Origin of the sequence: Faecalibacillus intestinalis, from assembly GCF_015097455.1 — a bacterium.
In the GTDB taxonomy this organism is placed as follows: Bacteria; Bacillota_I; Bacilli_A; order Erysipelotrichales; family Coprobacillaceae; genus Faecalibacillus; species Faecalibacillus intestinalis.
The window spans coordinates 1,060,192-1,075,868 of the sequence record NZ_AP024085.1; the positions used below are offsets into that span (position 1 = coordinate 1,060,192).

The following is a 15,677-nucleotide window of genomic DNA, read 5'->3' on the forward strand; positions in this document are numbered from 1 at the left end:
TGCTTATTTTGTTTTATGGTAATATTTGTTATAATGAATTTTGGAAAGTGAGGTCGTTATGAGTCGTTCTAATTCAATTGTTAAACAAGCATCAATTTTAGCACTTGCAGGAATTTTAGTTAGAATCATTGGGCTTTTATATCGTAGCCCTTTAACTGCGATGATTTTAGACGAAGGAAATGGGTATTATTCAACAGCTTATAATATTTATGCGTTAGTTTTACTTATTTCATCGTATAGTATTCCTACAGCTATTTCTAAATTGATATCAGAGAAGATTGCTTTAAAAGAATATAAAAATGTTAAAAGAATATTAAAATGTGTATTTATCTATGTTTGTGCCATTGCTGGGAGTGCAGCAATTTTATTATTTATCTTGGCGCCATTCATTGTGGATGTTAATGCTGTTCCTGCACTAAGGGTCTTATGTCCAACAATTTTTTTATCGGGCTTATTAGGAGTATTTAGAGGATATTTTCAAGCACATAAGACAACGGTTTATACATCTGTTTCACAAATCATTGAACAAATCTTTAATGCAGTTGTTGCATTGCTAGCTGCATATATTTTTATTCAACCATATCTTGGTGTAGATGCAACAAAAGTAGGATCATATGGTGCTGCTGGTTCTGCAATTGGAACAGGGGCTGGTGTTTTAGTTGGTTTGATCTACATGATTTTTATGTATTTAAAAAAGAAAAATACTTTTGTAGAAGAAAAAGATGAAGAAGCGAGTGAACGAGTAGATTCGTATCAAGAAATTTTTAGAATGATCATGCATATTATTGCACCCATCATTCTAGCAACTTGTGTATATAATTTAGTCACTACGATCGATATGTATATTTTCTATTTTGCTCAATCATTTCATCATATTGATAAAATTACTTATATTTCAAATTATGGTGTTTATGCAGGAAAATATGTTGTTTTACAAAATGTGCCAGTTGCTCTAGCTTCAGCGATGTCTACAGCTTCTATTCCTTCTATTTCATCTGCTTGGGCACTTGGAAATGTTAAAGAAGCAAAAGTACATATTACATCTGGGCTATCAGTAACAATGTTGATTTTAATTCCAGCGGCAGTAGGAATGGCAGTATTATCTTATCCAATCATGGGTGTTTTATTTCCTCAAAAAGAGACAATTATGACAGCTACATTATTGCTTGCTTTAGGATCTCCAGCGATTATCTTTTATGGTTTATCAACACTTACAAATGGGATTTTACAAGCTTTAGGAGAAGTGAATGTTCCATTAAGAAATGCAGCATTTTCACTTGTCTGTCACATCATCATTATTGCGTTATTATTGTTTATTACACCTTTAGGGGTTTATGTTTTAGTGTTTGGTAACTGTACATATGCGCTTCAAGTGTGTTATTTAAATCAAAAAGCTTTACGTCAAAAAATAGGCTATAAACAAGAAATAAAAAGAACTTATGTGATTCCTTTATTAGCTTCATTGGTTATGGGAGCGATTGTTTTAGGTGTTTATTATGGTTTATTTACACTTACTCATAGAGTCTTTTTACCTCTTATTTTATCTGTTGTTGTAGGCGTATTTGTTTATTTTATAATGATTATGTATATTTATTGGGAACATCCAGCTTATTTGTTTGAAATTCCTTATATGAAAACACTTTATTATAAAATTAAGAGAATAATGAAGAAATAAACGATTTTTGAAATACAAAATCGTTTTTAAATCCAATTTTTTGATGTATTTTTTGAAATATGACAAACTTATTGTTTTAATTTATGTTAAAATGATAAGCAATGGGGGTTATAATATGCATTATAAAGCAGTAAAAGGAATTTTATCTAATGATAATACAATGAATTTATATAGGGGATGTCAACATGGCTGTATTTATTGTGATTCAAGAAGCAAGTGTTATCATTTTGAACATGACTTTGAAGATATAGAAGTTAAAGAAAATGCGCTTTCTTTATTAGAAAATGGTTTAAAACATAAAAGAAAGAAATGTATGATTCAAATGGGATCTATGTGTGATCCATATATGCCTTTAGAAAAAGAATTAAAGCATGTACAAAAAGCTTTAGAACTTATTGAACAATATCATTTTGGAGTAACACTTATTACGAAGTCAGACTTAATTTTAAGAGACCTGGAACTTTTAAAGAAAATTAACCAACAAACAAAATGTGTTGTTCAAATGACGCTTACAACATTTGATGAAAATTTATGTCAAAAGTTAGAACCAGGTGTTTGTACAACTCAAAGAAGAATAGAAGTATTAAAAGAACTCCATAAAAATGGGATTCCCACAATTGTTTGGTTAACACCAATCTTGCCTTTTATTAATGATAGTCAAGAAAATATTTTAAAGATTTTAGAAGAATGTCATGAAGCAGGAGTTAAAGGAATTATTTGTTTTGGTATGGGAGTTACTTTAAGAGAGGGAAGCAGAGAATATTATTATAAGCAACTAGATCGTTTATTTCCTGGTATGAAAGAAAAGTATCAAATGACGTATAATGATCAATATACGCTTAATAGCCCGCATAATAGGGATTTAATGAATTTATTCTTTAAAAAATGCCAAGAATATCAAATGATGTGTAATTACTTAGAAATATTTGAATATTTACAAGAATTTGAAGAAAAAACACCAATAAAAAAGAAAGATATTCATGACTTTGAACAACTTTCTTTATTCTAAAAAGATGGAAAACCATCTTTTTATTTTACGATTTTTTGATAAACTTCATCTAAATCAACATCTTGACTATGATCATTAAATTCAATAACAAGTTCTTTTTCATCATATCGAGGTAAAATATGAACGTGGAAATGATGAACGGTTTGACCTGCAACTTCATTTGTATTTGTTAAAATATTCAATCCCTTAGCGTTTAGTTTTTCAACGATTTGTTTAGCTAATTTTTGAGTGACTTGCATTACATGAGCCAATGTTTGTGCGTCAACTTCAAGAATATTTTCAAAATGTTTTTTAGGAATAACAAGGGTATGTCCATAAGTTGCTTGTGATAAATCTAAAAAAGCAATACATACATCATCTTCATAAATGATTTTTCCAGGAATTTCTTTATTAATAATTTTACAAAAAATACAGTTACTCATTTTCTTTTCCTCCATAGCTCTATTTTAAAACAAAAAAAGAATAAGGTCGAGACCTTATTCAAAATAATCTTTAGAAGATTTTTTTATTTTCTTTTTGATTGATGGTTCATAAACATCAAAGTTATACTTTCTTAAATAAGAAGTTTCACATTTTGTAGAAAAATTAGAAATAGAAGTTAAACTTTTTTTAATTTCATCTTTTAAATTTGATTTATCCGTATTGTAAACCCAAACAATTGCATATTTAGATTCAGATGTTTTAATTGCTTTTGCATAAATACCATCTTTTGTAAATTTATCTAATTTTTTAATGATTTTAGAATCAACACTACTTGATTCTTTTGTAACTAAACCAGCATCTGTTCCACTATTTTCATTAAAATAATTTGTGAAAGATTCTTCGCTTGTACAATCTTTAATAATTTTTAAAGCTTGTGATTCAGTATCAACCGTAAAATATTTAAGATATTTTACTTTATATTCTTTAACTAAACTTTTGAAATTATCTTCAACATATTTTTCTTGAAGAAGTTGAATTTTTGCATTAGGCTCTAAAATTTGTTTTACAAAATCGTTTTCACTTTCATAGCCAGCATCTTTAGCGTAAGTTTCTAGATCACTTGTACCAGCATATTGAAGGTATTGTTGTTTTAATTCTTCAACTTTAGAATTAATAGCATCTTCATCAGTGATTTCTTGATCAGCTACATAATTGATAGCACTGTTTAAAGTCATATTTAACCCATCATTATCTAAGAAATATTCATAAAGATCATCTTTAGTAATTGTTACATCACCTGTTTTAACAACTGCTGAATCACCATCTTTTACATGGGTTACATAGGAATCATCTTTTTTGTTAAAGCTTTTATAAAGACCATAACCACAACCACCAATAAGACAAATACATACGATAATAACTAATAATCTATATTGGTAAAGCTTATCTTTTAATGAATTCATTAGGCTTCACCTCTTTCTGTTTTTCTTTCTTCTAAGGCTTTATTAACAACTTCTTGAACGATTTTTTTAATATCTTTATCTTTATAATTGATTTTATAAGAATTATAGACAACATATTGTAAATAATCATCATAAGCTAATAAAGGAGAATCAATATCAGTTTTCTTTAATTCTTTCTTTAAAGTTTTTTTATCAGTACTTGTTACTTTTACAAAATAATATCCATTATCACCAGTAATAACATCAGAAACTTGTCCTTCACTTAATGCTTCAATAGCATTAAAGACATCTTTACCATAACTATTAGCAATACCAGAAGTATCTTTACTATCAACGATACCTAATGATCCTTTTTTACTTGAAGTAGAATCATTAGAGTAATCTTGAGCAATATCTCCAAATGATTTATCCGTATTACTGATTAATTCTTTAACTTCATTTAATTTAGAAGTTTCATCATCTGTAGGTGAGCTTGTATCAGATACAGAAATTTTAATTAAACTTACATATTTTGGAGCACATTGTTGATAGTAATCATTAAAGACATCATCAAAATGATCATCAATATAATCTAATAAGAAATTAGCATATTGAATTTGTTTGATCATTTTTTGACGATATTCAGATAAATTCTTATATCCTGCAGATGTTAAAGCTTGATTTAATGAATCTTTATAGTTATCACCATAATTAGATTTATATGCTGATTTAATTTGTTTAATAATTGTAGCAGCATCTTCTTTCATATCATCGTTGACAGGGAATTTTTGATCAACTAAGTTTTGTAATACAGCATTAAAGACTGTTGAATTATTACTTGAATTATCAATAATATCTTTATATAAATTATCAGCAAAGATATTTTTTGTTTTATTTCCTTTTTCTAAAGATGCAACAACGTATTTTGAATCAACTTTTTTTGCTGATGAAGTTGTACATCCAGTCAAAAGGCAGCTACTTACAAGTAATAAGGCAGCACATTTTTTAAATTTCATAATTTTCCTCCTTCTTGTAGACTTAAAAAGTATACTATTTTTTCCCACTTATTTCAATATTATGGGCAAAAACACACGGTCAAACATATTTATTACATAATTTATACTAAAAGGATATAAGGGAGGGGTTTATATGAAGTGTGAAAATTCTTTTACGCTTGTTTTAGTACTTTTTATTTTATTAGTGATTATTTGTAATATGTTATAAAAAATGCTTAGCAATTTGCTAAGCATTTTTAGGTTGAGGATTATGTTGACGATAAACACGATAACTGATTTTAATAGTAACAAGAATAGGCATTGCGATGATCATTCCCCATGCACCAAACAAAGTTGAACCAGTTAAAATACCAAATAATACCCACATAATCGATAAATCGATTTTTGATGAATATATTTTTGGTTGAATGACATAAGGAACAACATTTGATTGAATAAAAATCAGTACAAATAAAATAATAAGTTTTGTTGTCCCCATCGTAATTGAAGTGACAATTCCAAGTAAATTAGCAACAATTGGACCTACATAAGGGATTACCGAACTGATAGCTGAGAAAATACCAAGTAAGATCCAGTTTGGATGACCAATAACCAAATAGACAAAAGCTGTTGTAAGACCTTGAATAAGAGCACTTAAAGCAAAAGCTTCAATATATTCAATTAAAGAAATATTGATTTCCTTTAAATAAACAGGTAAGTTTTCATCAAATTTTCCTGCAAAATGATTAATTGCAATTCTTATACTATCAAATTTTATAGACATATAGATTGCAAGGATTGAATAAATCAAGCCGTTTCCAATTTTTACAATAACAGAATTTAAAACATCAAACGTTGTATTAATAACTGTCATATCTTGTAAAAGTTTCGCTGCTTCTGTTTGAATATAAGTTGTTATTTCAGAAATATTGAAGCCTAAATGACTTTGTACAAAGCGCGAAATAAAAATCAAACCGTCTTCAAAAGCAGGATAGAGGTCTGTTACGCTATTAATTACAAGTGGAATTGCTAGTGATAAAATAAGTATTAAACAAGCAATGATTCCTACATAAACAATAATTAAAGATAATCCACGATTTTTTACATATTTTTGTACCCATTCAATAAGCGGATTTAAAACATAAGCGATTGCAAATGCTACAAAGAATGGTTTTATAATCTTCCAAAAAATACTAAAAGCGCCACCCCATACTTCTTTTGTAATATCTAATAAAAGAACGATCAAAAATAAAATAAGTAAGTTTAACAGGGTTTGTGTAATTTTTTTGGATGATATGACTTGAAATAAAGATTTCAGAAATTTCACATTATCACTCCTTTTGTTTAAATAATATACCATATTTTGGATATAATATAAATTGTTAATACAAAAGATTATCACATTGATTGTTTTTTTTTTGACATTTTAGTAGAATGTTGTGGGTAGAAAGGGGCTTGATTTATGTCAACTTTAAAAATAGAAAATTTACATGTTTGTATTGATAATAAAGAAATACTAAAAGGAATTGATTTAACAATCAATACAGGAGAAATACATGCATTAATGGGACCTAATGGTAATGGTAAATCAACATTGCTATCAGCTATCATGGGAAACCCTAAATACCAAGTAACAGAGGGAAGTATTTACTTGGATGGACAAAATGTTTTAGAAATGTCAGTCGATGAAAGATCGAAAGCAGGAATCTTTTTAGGAATGCAATATCCTCAAGAAATTCCAGGAGTTGTCACTTCTGATTTTTTAAGAGCTGCACTCAATGCTCATCAAGAAAAACCAGTATCTTTATTTAAATTTATTAAAGAATTAGATAAAAATATTGCTGATTTAAAAATGGACGAAAATTTAGCACATCGTTATTTAAATGAAGGTTTTTCTGGTGGAGAAAAGAAAAGAAATGAAATTTTGCAAATGAAATTATTAAAACCAAAATTTGCATTATTGGATGAAATTGATTCTGGTTTAGATGTTGATGCTTTAAAAATTGTTTCTGAAGCTATAAATGATATGAAATCAGATTCATTTGGTTGTGTGATGGTTTCACACTATGAAAGATTATTTGAACTTGTACCACCTAGTCATGTTCATATATTAGTAGATGGAAAAATTGTATTAAGTGGAGGACAAGAATTAATAGATCGTATTGATAAAGAAGGTTATCGTTGGGTTAAAGAACTAGGTTTTGATTTTGAAACTGAAGAAGATAAACAACCTATTGTTTTAGGTAGTTGTGGAAATAAGGTTAAAGCTAAATAATGAGTCGATTAGTAGATATTGATAATTATCTTGTTTTAGAAAATGGAACAATCAAAGAAACATCTTTTAAACAAGATATTCAAATTCAAAATCAAACTTTAATGATTAATGAAGATGCAAAAGTACAAATTATTTATAAGACAACAGAAGAAGGAACTTATCAATTTAATATTGAAATTAAAGATCGTTTACATGTAGATCTTGTAGAAATGTATGAAGCATCAAAGTCTTGTTCTTATACAAAAAATATAAAAATCAATGAATCAAGTGAAGTTTTAAGATATGTTGAAAAAAATAGTCATCAAAATATTCAACTTGATTTAGATGAAAATGTTGATGTTTATAAGTATGCAAGAGTGTCTTGCGCTTATGTAGAATTAACAGATTATACAACTTTATCAAAAATAAAATATCGTTTACTTGAAGAGGAAGCAAGTGTTAAACTTCGTTTAGCTTCTTTAAGCAAAGAAAAAGAAAATAAACATTATGAAATGACTTTAGAACATTTAGCACCACATACATATGGTGATATGGATAACTATGGTATTGTTAAATCAAAAGCAAGTTTAATTATTGATGGTGTGGGACGTATTTATAAAGGTATGTCTGGATCAGATACACATCAAACAAATAAAATTATTGTTTTTGATGAAGGGTGCAAAGCACAAGCTAATCCGTATTTATATATTGATGAATATGATGTTAAAGCAAGCCATGGAGCAAGTGTTGGAAAGATTGATGAAGATCATCTTTATTATTTAATGTCTAGAGGTCTTTCTAAACAAGATGCTATGCATCTAGTCACTTATGGTTATTTCTTACCTGTTTTAGAATTTATCAGTGTAGAATCTTTAAAAGAAAGATTTTCAGATGTTTTGAAAGAAAAGGTGGGACTATAATGTTAGATGTTTTAAAAATTAGAGAAGATTTTCCAATGCTTAAAAAGACTATGCATGGAAAACCTCTTATTTATTTAGATAATGGGGCAACAACTTTAAAACCTCAATGTGTGATTGATAGTGTTTGTGATTATTTAACAAATTATTCTGGAAATGCACATCGTGGAGATTATGATTTATCACATGAAGTAGATACAAAATTTGAATATGTAAGAAGTATTGTTGCTGATTTTATTCATTGTAAACCAGAGGAAGTTGTTTATACTTATGGTTCTTCAGATAGTTTGAATATGGTAGCTTTTGGTTATGGAGTGACACATTTAAAAGAAGGAGATGAAGTATTGATTACTCTTGCTGAACATGCAAGCAATACGCTTCCTTGGTTTGAAGTGGCTAAACATACAGGAGCTATCATTAAATATATTGATCTAGACGAAGAAGGAAAAGTGACTTTAGAAAATGTCAAAAAAGCAGTGACTGAACATACAAAAATTATTTCACTTGCGCAAATTACAAATGTTTTAGGATATTTAGCACCAATTAAAGAAATTTGTAATTTTGCTCATGAACACGATATTATTGTTTGTGCTGATGGGGCTCAAAGTGCACCTCATTATGCTGTTGATGTTCAAGATTTAGATGTTGATTTCTTTGCTTTTTCAGGACATAAAATGTGTGGACCTACAGGAGTAGGTGTATTATATGGAAAATATCATTTATTGGATGAAATGACACCAACACGTTTTGGTGGAGGAAGTAATGCAAGATACAATAGCTGTGGTTTAGTAAAGCTTAAAAATGCACCAACAAAATTTGAAACGGGAACACCTAATATTGAAGGGGTCATTGGTCTTGGTAGTGCCATTGAATATTTACAAAATATTGGTATGAAAAATATTGAAGAACATGAAGCAATGCTTAGAAAATATGCCGTTGAAAAGATGAAAGAATTAGATAACATTGAAATTTACAATGAAAATGGTGTTGGAGCAATTGCTTTCAATATTAAAAATGTTTTTTCTCAAGATGGTGCATCTTTATTTAATACGTATGGAATTGCCATCCGTGCTGGTCAACACTGTGCAAAAATATTAGATGAATATTTACATGTTTCACAAACATTAAGAGCTTCATTCTATTTCTACAATACAAAAGAAGAAATAGATCAGTTTATTGAAGTATGTAAGAAAGGGGATGACTTTTTAGATGCCTTCTTTGGATAATATGATGCTTCGTCAAATTATTATGGATCATTATGAAAATCCACGTAATCGTGAATTAGTTGAAGACGATAGCTATAAAAAAGTCAATATGGATAGTGAAACTTGTATTGATAATATTGATATACAAGCAAAAATAGAAAATGGAGTGATTGAAGATATTCGCTTTGATGGAGAAGCGTGTGCGATTTGTACATCAAGTACTTCTATTATGACAGAATTATTAATTGGTAAAACAATTGATGAAGCAAGGGTTATTATTGAAAATTATATGAATATGATTTTTGAAAAAGATTATGATCCTGAAATATTAGAAGAAGCGATTGCTTTTTATAACACTCATAAACAGGCCAATAGAATTAAATGTGCAACTCTTGGATGGAAAGGAATTACACAATTAATTGATGAAAGTGAAAAGGAGGAAACTCATGGAAAATGATGAAACTATGATTCCTGATAAAGATGTGTCTGTTTTTAAAACACCTAAAGGAATTAATGAAGATATCATTAGAGAAATCTCTGCCATTAAAGGTGAACCTGAATGGATGTTGGAATATCGTTTAAAAGCACTCGATTGTTTTTTGAAAAAGCCAATGCCTACATGGGGTGTCGATTTAAGTAGAGTAGATTTTGATGAGTATACGTATTATATTAGACCTTCTGATAAACAAACAAATAAATGGGAAGAAGTCCCTGAAACGATTAAAGATACTTTTGATAAACTAGGAATTCCTGAAGCAGAACAAAAATATTTATCAGGGGTAACAACTCAATATGAATCAGAAGTGGTTTATCATAATATGTTGAAAGAAGTTCAAGAAAAAGGTGTTATTTTCTTAGATATTGATAGTGGTTTAAGAGAATACCCAGAATTATTTAAAAAGTATTTTGATACAGTTATTCCTTATAATGATAATAAGTTTTCAGCTTTAAATGGAGCTGTTTGGTCTGGGGGATCATTTATTTATGTACCACCAGGAGTAAAACTAGAAAAACCTTTACAATCTTATTTTAGAATCAATTCTGAACAAATGGGACAATTTGAAAGAACATTGATTATTGTTGATAAAGGTTCTGATATTCATTATGTAGAAGGATGTACAGCACCAAATTATTCAAAAGATTCATTACATACAGGAGTTGTTGAAATTGTTGTTTTAGAAGGGGCTAAATGCCGTTATACAACAATTCAAAACTGGTCTAATAATATCTTAAACTTAGTGACACAAAGAGCGAAGGTTTATAAAAATGGACAAATGGAATGGGTCGATGGAAATATTGGTTCTGCTGTTACAATGAAATATCCAACTTGTGTTTTAATGGAAGAAGGAGCGAAAGGTTCTTGTATTACAATTGCTGTTGCTGGAGAAAATCAAATTATGGATTCTGGAGCTAAAATGATTCATTTAGCACCAAATACTTCAAGTAGTATTGTTTCTAAGTCAATTGCTAAAAACGGTGGTAAAACAAACTATCGTGGGTTAGTACAACATAATCCAAAGGCAATCAACGCTAAAAGTAAAGTTGAATGTGATACATTGATCTTAGATCAAATTTCAACAAGTGATACAGTGCCAACAAACTATGCTAGAAATAATGATTCTTTAATTGAACATGAAGCAACTGTTTCTAAAATTTCAGATGAACAACTTTTCTATTTAATGTCTAGAGGTCTTTCTAAAAAAGATGCGACAGAAATGATTGTTATGGGATTTATTGAACCATTTTCAAGAGAATTACCAATGGAATATGCTGTTGAATTAAATCAATTGATTAAAATGGACTTTGGTGAAAATGGAATTGGATAAAAAACAATTACGTAAACAATTGATACAAATGAGATTGGCTTTTGATGATTATCAAAAACAATCTCATTTCATTATAGAAAAGTTAAAAAAAGATCCACGTTTCATTAAAAGTAAAAAAATAGGAATCTATTTATCTTATAAACATGAAGTGGATACTTGGAAATTAATTGAAGAATTTAAAACTCAAAAAGAATTTTATGTTCCCATAGTTCGCGGTAAAGAAATGTATTTTACTTTATATCAAGATAAAATGATAAAAAATAAATATGGTATTGATGAACCGATAGATAAACAAGAAATTAATAAAGAATTTCTTGATTTAATGATTGTTCCACTTGTAGGTTATGATGCAAATTGTTATCGTTTGGGCTATGGTGGAGGTTATTATGATCGATATCTTAAAGATTTTAATGCACCAACAATAGGACTGGCTTATTCATTTCAATATATTGAGCATTATCAATCTGAAGATTTTGATATTCCATTAGATGATATTATAACTGATAAAAAAATATGAAAAAAATGTAAAAAGCTGTTGACGTAAGGGAATAGAGATGTTATTATAAGTGGGCACTAGTCAAGGAGGCTTAGCTCAGTTGGGAGAGCATCTGCCTTACAAGCAGAGGGTCAGCGGTTCGAGCCCGTTAGCCTCCACCATTAAAAAATAGTGTTTAAAATAAATAAAATGCCGGCTTAGCTCAATTGGTAGAGCAACTGACTTGTAATCAGTAGGTTGAGGGTTCAAGTCCTTTAGCCGGCACCATGATGGAGAGGTAGCGAAGTGGCTAAACGCGGCTGACTGTAACTCAGTTCCTTTTGGTTCGGTGGTTCGAATCCACTCCTCTCCACCATCTATCTAATGAATGGGGTATAGCCAAGCGGTAAGGCAACAGACTTTGACTCTGTCATTGCGCTGGTTCGAATCCAGCTACCCCAGCCATAAGGTATGACCCGCTAGCTCAGTTGGTAGAGCATCTGACTTTTAATCAGAGGGTCAGGCGTTCGAGTCGCCTGCGGGTCACCATTTAACTGAATAAGCCCAGGTGGCGAAATTGGTAGACGCACAGGACTTAAAATCCTGCGGACCTTAAAATCCGTGCCGGTTCGACTCCGGCCCTGGGCACCATTCAATGCGGGTGTAGTTCAATGGTAGAACTTCAGCCTTCCAAGCTGACTACGTGGGTTCGATTCCCATCACCCGCTCCATGAAGGAGCTAACACACTTACTATGTAGGTGTGTGTTTTTTATTAAAATGATGAAGTATGATGCAACTTAGATGTAAGGTGGAAATTGAGGTGATTCCATGTATAAAATATTGATTGTTGAAGAGGGAAAACGATTAGAATCAATGTCAATGAAGTTATTGGAATTGATTGTTTTAAAAAAAACAATATTTTAAGGTGTATAGGATTTCTGCAAAAGTTTTTTTCCAAGGAATTGAGGATACAGTGGATTTATTGATGAAAGAAAATCATATTCGATTTTCTACTATAATTGAACCTGGAGAGCTCTCTATTGAACCGGATTTGATAAAAACGGTGTGTTTAAATTTACTTGATAACGCCCGTAAAGCAGTAGGAGGAAATGCTAGAATATCTTTAAAAGGTCATCCAGTAGAAAGGGGGTATCAGTTTATAATTGAAGATAATGGTTGTGGTATGGAAACAAATGAATTAAGTAAGATCAAAGAAGCATGAAGAAGTGTAAATATAGAATGAAGTTTCTGCTTGCTGTCACTTTATTGATCATTATCCCATTAGTTCCATTAACAGTTTCTAAAACACAAAATAATCAATTAATTGGACATCTTCAAGTTGAAAAAATAAAAAATGAGAGATTAGATGTTTAAACGAGTAAGCTTTCGGTTGTTAAAAAATCTAGGCATTTTGACAGAATTTGATTTTAATGAAAATTATGTATGTTACAAACAAATGAACAAGGATTTTTTAATGCTATAAATGATGCAGATACACATTTGATATATCAATATGATTATTACAATAAAAAACATGGCGATAAAGAAAATATAGAAATATATACTTTTGGAAGAAAACATTTAGGTTTAACTGAAAAAGAAATACATAAATATTTATTTAAAATGGGTGATAATCAAACATATATTACAGATAGTTCTAGTTATTGATACAACTTTGATACTTCTTTGGTGATGTTTCTACGCATCTTTTTTATACACTGAAAAGTGTAAAAAAGATGCGTTTTTTATTGAAAGGAGCACAAAACGAAAAAAATGAAAGTATTAGTTGTTGTGTGGGTAATTGGTGGATTGATTACAAGTTTATTTTTTTAATGAGTAAACAACTTCAGCAAAATAGTAATCAATTGTTTGCTGCTGGTAAAATCAAAAACAAACAAGAAAATTCAGACAATAGTGTTAATCACGATGAATTGTTGACATTGGTTAATTATGAAAATAGTCTACCTGAAAATTGGTAAGTTGATTTAGTATCGTTGAACAATGGACAAGTAGTTGATCGACGAATTTATAAAGATTTAATGGAGATGTTACAAACGACAAAAAAAGAAGGTTTAAACTTACTGATTTGTTCTTTCTATCGAACACAAAAAAAGCAAGAATATCTTTATAAAAACAAAGTAAATCAATACTTAAATCAAGGATATTCAAAAACAGAAGATTTAGATAAAGCTGTTTTTTTGGGTAGCAAGATCAAAAACAAGTGAACATCAATTAGGTTTAACAATAGATATTGTCTCTATGAAAAATCAACGTCTTGATCCTAGTCAAGAAAAAACAGCCGAATAACAATGGTTGATTAAAAATAGTTGGAAATATGGTTTTATCCTGCGGTATCCAATAAATAAAAATAGTATTACTAAAGTAGGCTATGAGCCATGGCATTATCGTTATGTTGGAAAAGTTCACGCTAAAAAGATCAATGAATTAGGAATATGTTTAGAAGAATATGTAAAAATGAATAAATAAGTACATAATATTATAAATAGAGAACTACCGAAAATTTTATCGGTAGTTTTATTTTATCCATTTAAGAGGTGGGATTTGAATATATTTTTGAAGGAGAAGAATGAGAGAATACAATTTTTTATTATATTTTACTAATCTTCTCCTTTTTTTTGTTAAAGAATCTTCATGGAAATGTACAAGACACATTTGAGGAAAAAGCGCATAACATAAAAGAATTTGTAGATCTTTTGAAGTGAGATTATATTCATTGATTATTTGTTCTAATTGATTGATTGTGATTGTATTGTTTAGATATAAATAGAAAATATCATGAATGTATAAATTGAGGTTTATATTCTCTATAAGATAAACATCTTCATATGAATGAATATTTTTATGTTGATAGGAGAGGTTAATGGCTGTTGTGGACAAGAAATAATGATTTAAAAGTTCGATAGAAAGCTGACAAAGAGTAAATAGAGAATAATAGATGATTTGATATTCTAGAGAATTTAAAGGTGTGTAGATAAGAATAGATTCATAATATTGAATCCACTCTTTTTTTATTTCTTTTATTGTTTTTGTTTCTTGAGGGATGAGTGATAGGGAAATGATTTTTTGGATATCTAGAGGAATGCTTTGTACTTGATAAAGGATGTATCCTTGAGAGTTTTTTTGTTGGTAAATATTATTAATGATTTTGAAGGGATTGATTTGAAGTAAAGAAATGTATTTTTGATAATATAAAGGAAAAGGTTTATTTGTTAAATAATAATGTTCATCTTCATAAGTAAATGAAAATTGATCTTCTAAAGGAAGATGATAATATGTTTTTAAAATACTTAATTTTGATACCATGAGGGAACCTCACCTTCAATGACTTCATAAACAAGAGGAATCGTATAATTTTCTTTAAAATGTTCATGATATAAGGGAAAAAGAATTTGTAAAACAATTGTAACATTTAAATCAATAGAGATAGCAAGATGATTGATCCCATAATTTTTAATTTTTTTATTAATATTTGAAGAAGTTAAAGAGAGTGTTTTATATTTAATGGAAAAAGATGGACCTCGATCTTGTAAGAAAATATTATTGGTAAGAGAACCGATAGGTATACGTGCAACAATACCTTTTTGTTGATTGATTTTTAAGAGTTTTTTATTGTATGGAGAATGATTGTTTTCTTGGTAAGAGCCTTCTTCAAGCTTTAAAAGAGTTTCTTCAAGATTATTGATGTAATTAGAGGCAATATCATTGATATAATTCATTTGAAAACTAATGGAATTATTTTCTTTTTTATAGAGTTTATGTGTATCTATTTTTTGAGTAAATGAAGTATGATTGATAAGTATCTGAATAAATTGATTTATTTCTTTACTGGCAATATTTTCAATTCTAGGGGTCATACGATTTGAAAAAAGATAAGCACATATAAAAAGTGAAAGCATAATTAAAATATATTTTTCTTTTTTCATCATATCACCATT

Annotated in this window: 21 protein-coding genes and 7 tRNA genes; 22 read left to right on the plus strand and 6 right to left on the minus strand. The window is 29.1% G+C overall.

What is annotated here, in order from left to right; translation table 11 throughout:
- Positions 1 to 58: 58 nt before the first annotated feature.
- Positions 59 to 1,675: a putative polysaccharide biosynthesis protein gene (locus Fi14EGH31_RS05535; protein WP_117788826.1), complete on the plus strand. Its 1,617-nt coding sequence runs from the start codon at positions 59 to 61 to the stop codon at positions 1,673 to 1,675.
- Between the two features lie 115 nt (positions 1,676 to 1,790).
- Positions 1,791 to 2,684 (plus strand): SPL family radical SAM protein, encoded by an 894-nt coding sequence (locus Fi14EGH31_RS05540; RefSeq protein WP_022002259.1) that lies wholly within the window; start codon positions 1,791 to 1,793, stop codon positions 2,682 to 2,684.
- 20 nt (positions 2,685 to 2,704) lie between these two features.
- Here Fi14EGH31_RS05540 and Fi14EGH31_RS05545 read toward each other — a convergent pair whose 3' ends face one another.
- Genes Fi14EGH31_RS05545 through Fi14EGH31_RS05555 form a run of 3 tightly spaced genes read right to left on the minus strand, consistent with a single transcriptional unit; the run spans position 2,705 to position 5,064 of the window.
- Positions 2,705 to 3,106: an HIT family protein gene (locus tag Fi14EGH31_RS05545; protein WP_107030616.1), complete on the minus strand. Its 402-nt coding sequence runs from the start codon at positions 3,104 to 3,106 to the stop codon at positions 2,705 to 2,707.
- Positions 3,107 to 3,160: 54 nt separating this feature from the next.
- A complete protein-coding gene (locus Fi14EGH31_RS05550; protein WP_117347153.1) occupies positions 3,161 to 4,069 on the minus strand; it encodes a peptidylprolyl isomerase PrsA family protein in 909 nt (302 codons plus the stop codon).
- A complete protein-coding gene (locus Fi14EGH31_RS05555) occupies positions 4,069 to 5,064 on the minus strand; it encodes a peptidylprolyl isomerase (RefSeq protein WP_117793056.1) in 996 nt (331 codons plus the stop codon). The genes Fi14EGH31_RS05550 and Fi14EGH31_RS05555 overlap by 1 nt, the downstream gene beginning before the upstream one ends.
- A 133-nt stretch (positions 5,065 to 5,197) precedes the next feature.
- Here Fi14EGH31_RS05555 and Fi14EGH31_RS15690 point away from each other — a divergent pair, with 133 nt between their 5' ends.
- On the plus strand, positions 5,198 to 5,272 hold the full coding sequence (locus Fi14EGH31_RS15690; protein ID WP_081919121.1) for a YjcZ family sporulation protein: 75 nt from the start codon (positions 5,198 to 5,200) through the stop codon (positions 5,270 to 5,272).
- Positions 5,273 to 5,290: 18 nt separating this feature from the next.
- On the opposite strand, the gene Fi14EGH31_RS05565 is transcribed toward Fi14EGH31_RS15690, so the two are convergent.
- A complete protein-coding gene (locus Fi14EGH31_RS05565) occupies positions 5,291 to 6,370 on the minus strand; it encodes an AI-2E family transporter (protein WP_022002255.1) in 1,080 nt (359 codons plus the stop codon).
- Between the two features lie 135 nt (positions 6,371 to 6,505).
- Here Fi14EGH31_RS05565 and sufC point away from each other — a divergent pair, with 135 nt between their 5' ends.
- From sufC to Fi14EGH31_RS15570, 19 genes are all read left to right on the plus strand, one after another.
- Positions 6,506 to 7,318 (plus strand): Fe-S cluster assembly ATPase SufC, encoded by an 813-nt coding sequence (sufC, locus tag Fi14EGH31_RS05570; protein ID WP_117347151.1) that lies wholly within the window; start codon positions 6,506 to 6,508, stop codon positions 7,316 to 7,318.
- Positions 7,318 to 8,217: a SufB/SufD family protein gene (locus Fi14EGH31_RS05575; protein ID WP_107030619.1), complete on the plus strand. Its 900-nt coding sequence runs from the start codon at positions 7,318 to 7,320 to the stop codon at positions 8,215 to 8,217. The genes sufC and Fi14EGH31_RS05575 overlap by 1 nt, the downstream gene beginning before the upstream one ends.
- Positions 8,217 to 9,440, plus strand: a complete 1,224-nt coding sequence (locus tag Fi14EGH31_RS05580; RefSeq protein ID WP_200765224.1) for an aminotransferase class V-fold PLP-dependent enzyme — start codon at positions 8,217 to 8,219, stop codon at positions 9,438 to 9,440. The genes Fi14EGH31_RS05575 and Fi14EGH31_RS05580 overlap by 1 nt, the downstream gene beginning before the upstream one ends.
- Positions 9,424 to 9,876: a Fe-S cluster assembly sulfur transfer protein SufU gene (sufU, locus tag Fi14EGH31_RS05585; RefSeq protein ID WP_022002251.1), complete on the plus strand. Its 453-nt coding sequence runs from the start codon at positions 9,424 to 9,426 to the stop codon at positions 9,874 to 9,876. The genes Fi14EGH31_RS05580 and sufU overlap by 17 nt, the downstream gene beginning before the upstream one ends.
- On the plus strand, positions 9,866 to 11,245 hold the full coding sequence (gene sufB, locus Fi14EGH31_RS05590) for a Fe-S cluster assembly protein SufB (protein ID WP_200765225.1): 1,380 nt from the start codon (positions 9,866 to 9,868) through the stop codon (positions 11,243 to 11,245). The genes sufU and sufB overlap by 11 nt, the downstream gene beginning before the upstream one ends.
- A complete protein-coding gene (locus tag Fi14EGH31_RS05595; RefSeq protein WP_107030621.1) occupies positions 11,238 to 11,762 on the plus strand; it encodes a 5-formyltetrahydrofolate cyclo-ligase in 525 nt (174 codons plus the stop codon). Before sufB ends, Fi14EGH31_RS05595 begins: the two co-directional genes overlap by 8 nt.
- Before the next feature lie 64 nt (positions 11,763 to 11,826).
- A tRNA-Val gene (locus tag Fi14EGH31_RS05600) sits at positions 11,827 to 11,902 on the plus strand.
- Positions 11,903 to 11,932: 30 nt separating this feature from the next.
- A tRNA-Thr gene (locus Fi14EGH31_RS05605) sits at positions 11,933 to 12,008 on the plus strand.
- A gap of 4 nt (positions 12,009 to 12,012) precedes the next feature.
- Positions 12,013 to 12,096: transfer RNA gene (locus tag Fi14EGH31_RS05610), tRNA-Tyr, on the plus strand.
- 13 nt (positions 12,097 to 12,109) lie between these two features.
- Positions 12,110 to 12,185, plus strand: a tRNA-Gln gene (locus Fi14EGH31_RS05615).
- Positions 12,186 to 12,193: 8 nt separating this feature from the next.
- Positions 12,194 to 12,269 (plus strand) — tRNA-Lys (locus Fi14EGH31_RS05620).
- 13 nt (positions 12,270 to 12,282) lie between these two features.
- Positions 12,283 to 12,371 (plus strand) — tRNA-Leu (locus Fi14EGH31_RS05625).
- A gap of 6 nt (positions 12,372 to 12,377) precedes the next feature.
- Positions 12,378 to 12,451, plus strand: a tRNA-Gly gene (locus Fi14EGH31_RS05630).
- 243 nt (positions 12,452 to 12,694) lie between these two features.
- Complete coding sequence (locus Fi14EGH31_RS15315) at positions 12,695 to 12,943, plus strand: ATP-binding protein (RefSeq protein WP_234697832.1); 249 nt, start codon at positions 12,695 to 12,697, stop codon at positions 12,941 to 12,943.
- A 17-nt stretch (positions 12,944 to 12,960) separates the two neighbouring features.
- Positions 12,961 to 13,095: a hypothetical protein gene (locus Fi14EGH31_RS15560; protein ID WP_267905646.1), complete on the plus strand. Its 135-nt coding sequence runs from the start codon at positions 12,961 to 12,963 to the stop codon at positions 13,093 to 13,095.
- A gap of 69 nt (positions 13,096 to 13,164) precedes the next feature.
- The gene (locus tag Fi14EGH31_RS15320; RefSeq protein ID WP_234697833.1) at positions 13,165 to 13,389 is read left to right on the plus strand and encodes a hypothetical protein; all 225 of its coding nucleotides are present in this window, start codon (positions 13,165 to 13,167) and stop codon (positions 13,387 to 13,389) included.
- 68 nt (positions 13,390 to 13,457) lie between these two features.
- Positions 13,458 to 13,700 (plus strand): hypothetical protein, encoded by a 243-nt coding sequence (locus Fi14EGH31_RS15325; RefSeq protein ID WP_022001224.1) that lies wholly within the window; start codon positions 13,458 to 13,460, stop codon positions 13,698 to 13,700.
- A 15-nt stretch (positions 13,701 to 13,715) separates the two neighbouring features.
- The gene (locus Fi14EGH31_RS15565) at positions 13,716 to 13,946 is read left to right on the plus strand and encodes a D-alanyl-D-alanine carboxypeptidase family protein (protein ID WP_267905647.1); all 231 of its coding nucleotides are present in this window, start codon (positions 13,716 to 13,718) and stop codon (positions 13,944 to 13,946) included.
- An 88-nt stretch (positions 13,947 to 14,034) separates the two neighbouring features.
- Positions 14,035 to 14,208 (plus strand): M15 family metallopeptidase, encoded by a 174-nt coding sequence (locus tag Fi14EGH31_RS15570; RefSeq protein ID WP_317994137.1) that lies wholly within the window; start codon positions 14,035 to 14,037, stop codon positions 14,206 to 14,208.
- Positions 14,209 to 14,256: 48 nt separating this feature from the next.
- On the opposite strand, the gene Fi14EGH31_RS05650 is transcribed toward Fi14EGH31_RS15570, so the two are convergent.
- On the minus strand, positions 14,257 to 15,045 hold the full coding sequence (locus Fi14EGH31_RS05650) for a hypothetical protein (protein WP_117347149.1): 789 nt from the start codon (positions 15,043 to 15,045) through the stop codon (positions 14,257 to 14,259).
- The gene (locus Fi14EGH31_RS05655) at positions 15,030 to 15,665 is read right to left on the minus strand and encodes a sporulation protein YunB (protein WP_200765226.1); all 636 of its coding nucleotides are present in this window, start codon (positions 15,663 to 15,665) and stop codon (positions 15,030 to 15,032) included. Before Fi14EGH31_RS05655 ends, Fi14EGH31_RS05650 begins: the two co-directional genes overlap by 16 nt.
- Positions 15,666 to 15,677 lie beyond the last annotated feature (12 nt).

Bases quoted from the DNA above. Each gene is read 5' to 3' on its own strand.
- Fi14EGH31_RS05575 (WP_107030619.1), top strand. From the start codon at position 7,318: ATGAGTCGATTAGTAGATATTGATAATTATCTTGTTTTAGAAAATGGA.
- sufU (WP_022002251.1), top strand. From the start codon at position 9,424: ATGCCTTCTTTGGATAATATGATGCTTCGTCAAATTATTATGGATCAT.
- sufC (WP_117347151.1), top strand. From the start codon at position 6,506: ATGTCAACTTTAAAAATAGAAAATTTACATGTTTGTATTGATAATAAA.
- Fi14EGH31_RS15325 (WP_022001224.1), top strand. From the start codon at position 13,458: ATGCGTTTTTTATTGAAAGGAGCACAAAACGAAAAAAATGAAAGTATT.
- Fi14EGH31_RS05650 (WP_117347149.1), bottom strand. From the start codon at position 15,045: ATGGTATCAAAATTAAGTATTTTAAAAACATATTATCATCTTCCTTTA.
- Fi14EGH31_RS05580 (WP_200765224.1), top strand. From the start codon at position 8,217: ATGTTAGATGTTTTAAAAATTAGAGAAGATTTTCCAATGCTTAAAAAG.
- sufB (WP_200765225.1), top strand. From the start codon at position 9,866: ATGGAAAATGATGAAACTATGATTCCTGATAAAGATGTGTCTGTTTTT.
- Fi14EGH31_RS05540 (WP_022002259.1), top strand. From the start codon at position 1,791: ATGCATTATAAAGCAGTAAAAGGAATTTTATCTAATGATAATACAATG.
- Fi14EGH31_RS05655 (WP_200765226.1), bottom strand. From the start codon at position 15,665: ATGAAAAAAGAAAAATATATTTTAATTATGCTTTCACTTTTTATATGT.
- Fi14EGH31_RS05555 (WP_117793056.1), bottom strand. From the start codon at position 5,064: ATGAAATTTAAAAAATGTGCTGCCTTATTACTTGTAAGTAGCTGCCTT.
- Fi14EGH31_RS05545 (WP_107030616.1), bottom strand. From the start codon at position 3,106: ATGAGTAACTGTATTTTTTGTAAAATTATTAATAAAGAAATTCCTGGA.
- Fi14EGH31_RS15320 (WP_234697833.1), top strand. From the start codon at position 13,165: ATGTTACAAACAAATGAACAAGGATTTTTTAATGCTATAAATGATGCA.
- Fi14EGH31_RS05535 (WP_117788826.1), top strand. From the start codon at position 59: ATGAGTCGTTCTAATTCAATTGTTAAACAAGCATCAATTTTAGCACTT.
- Fi14EGH31_RS05550 (WP_117347153.1), bottom strand. From the start codon at position 4,069: ATGAATTCATTAAAAGATAAGCTTTACCAATATAGATTATTAGTTATT.
- Fi14EGH31_RS15560 (WP_267905646.1), top strand. From the start codon at position 12,961: ATGAAGTTTCTGCTTGCTGTCACTTTATTGATCATTATCCCATTAGTT.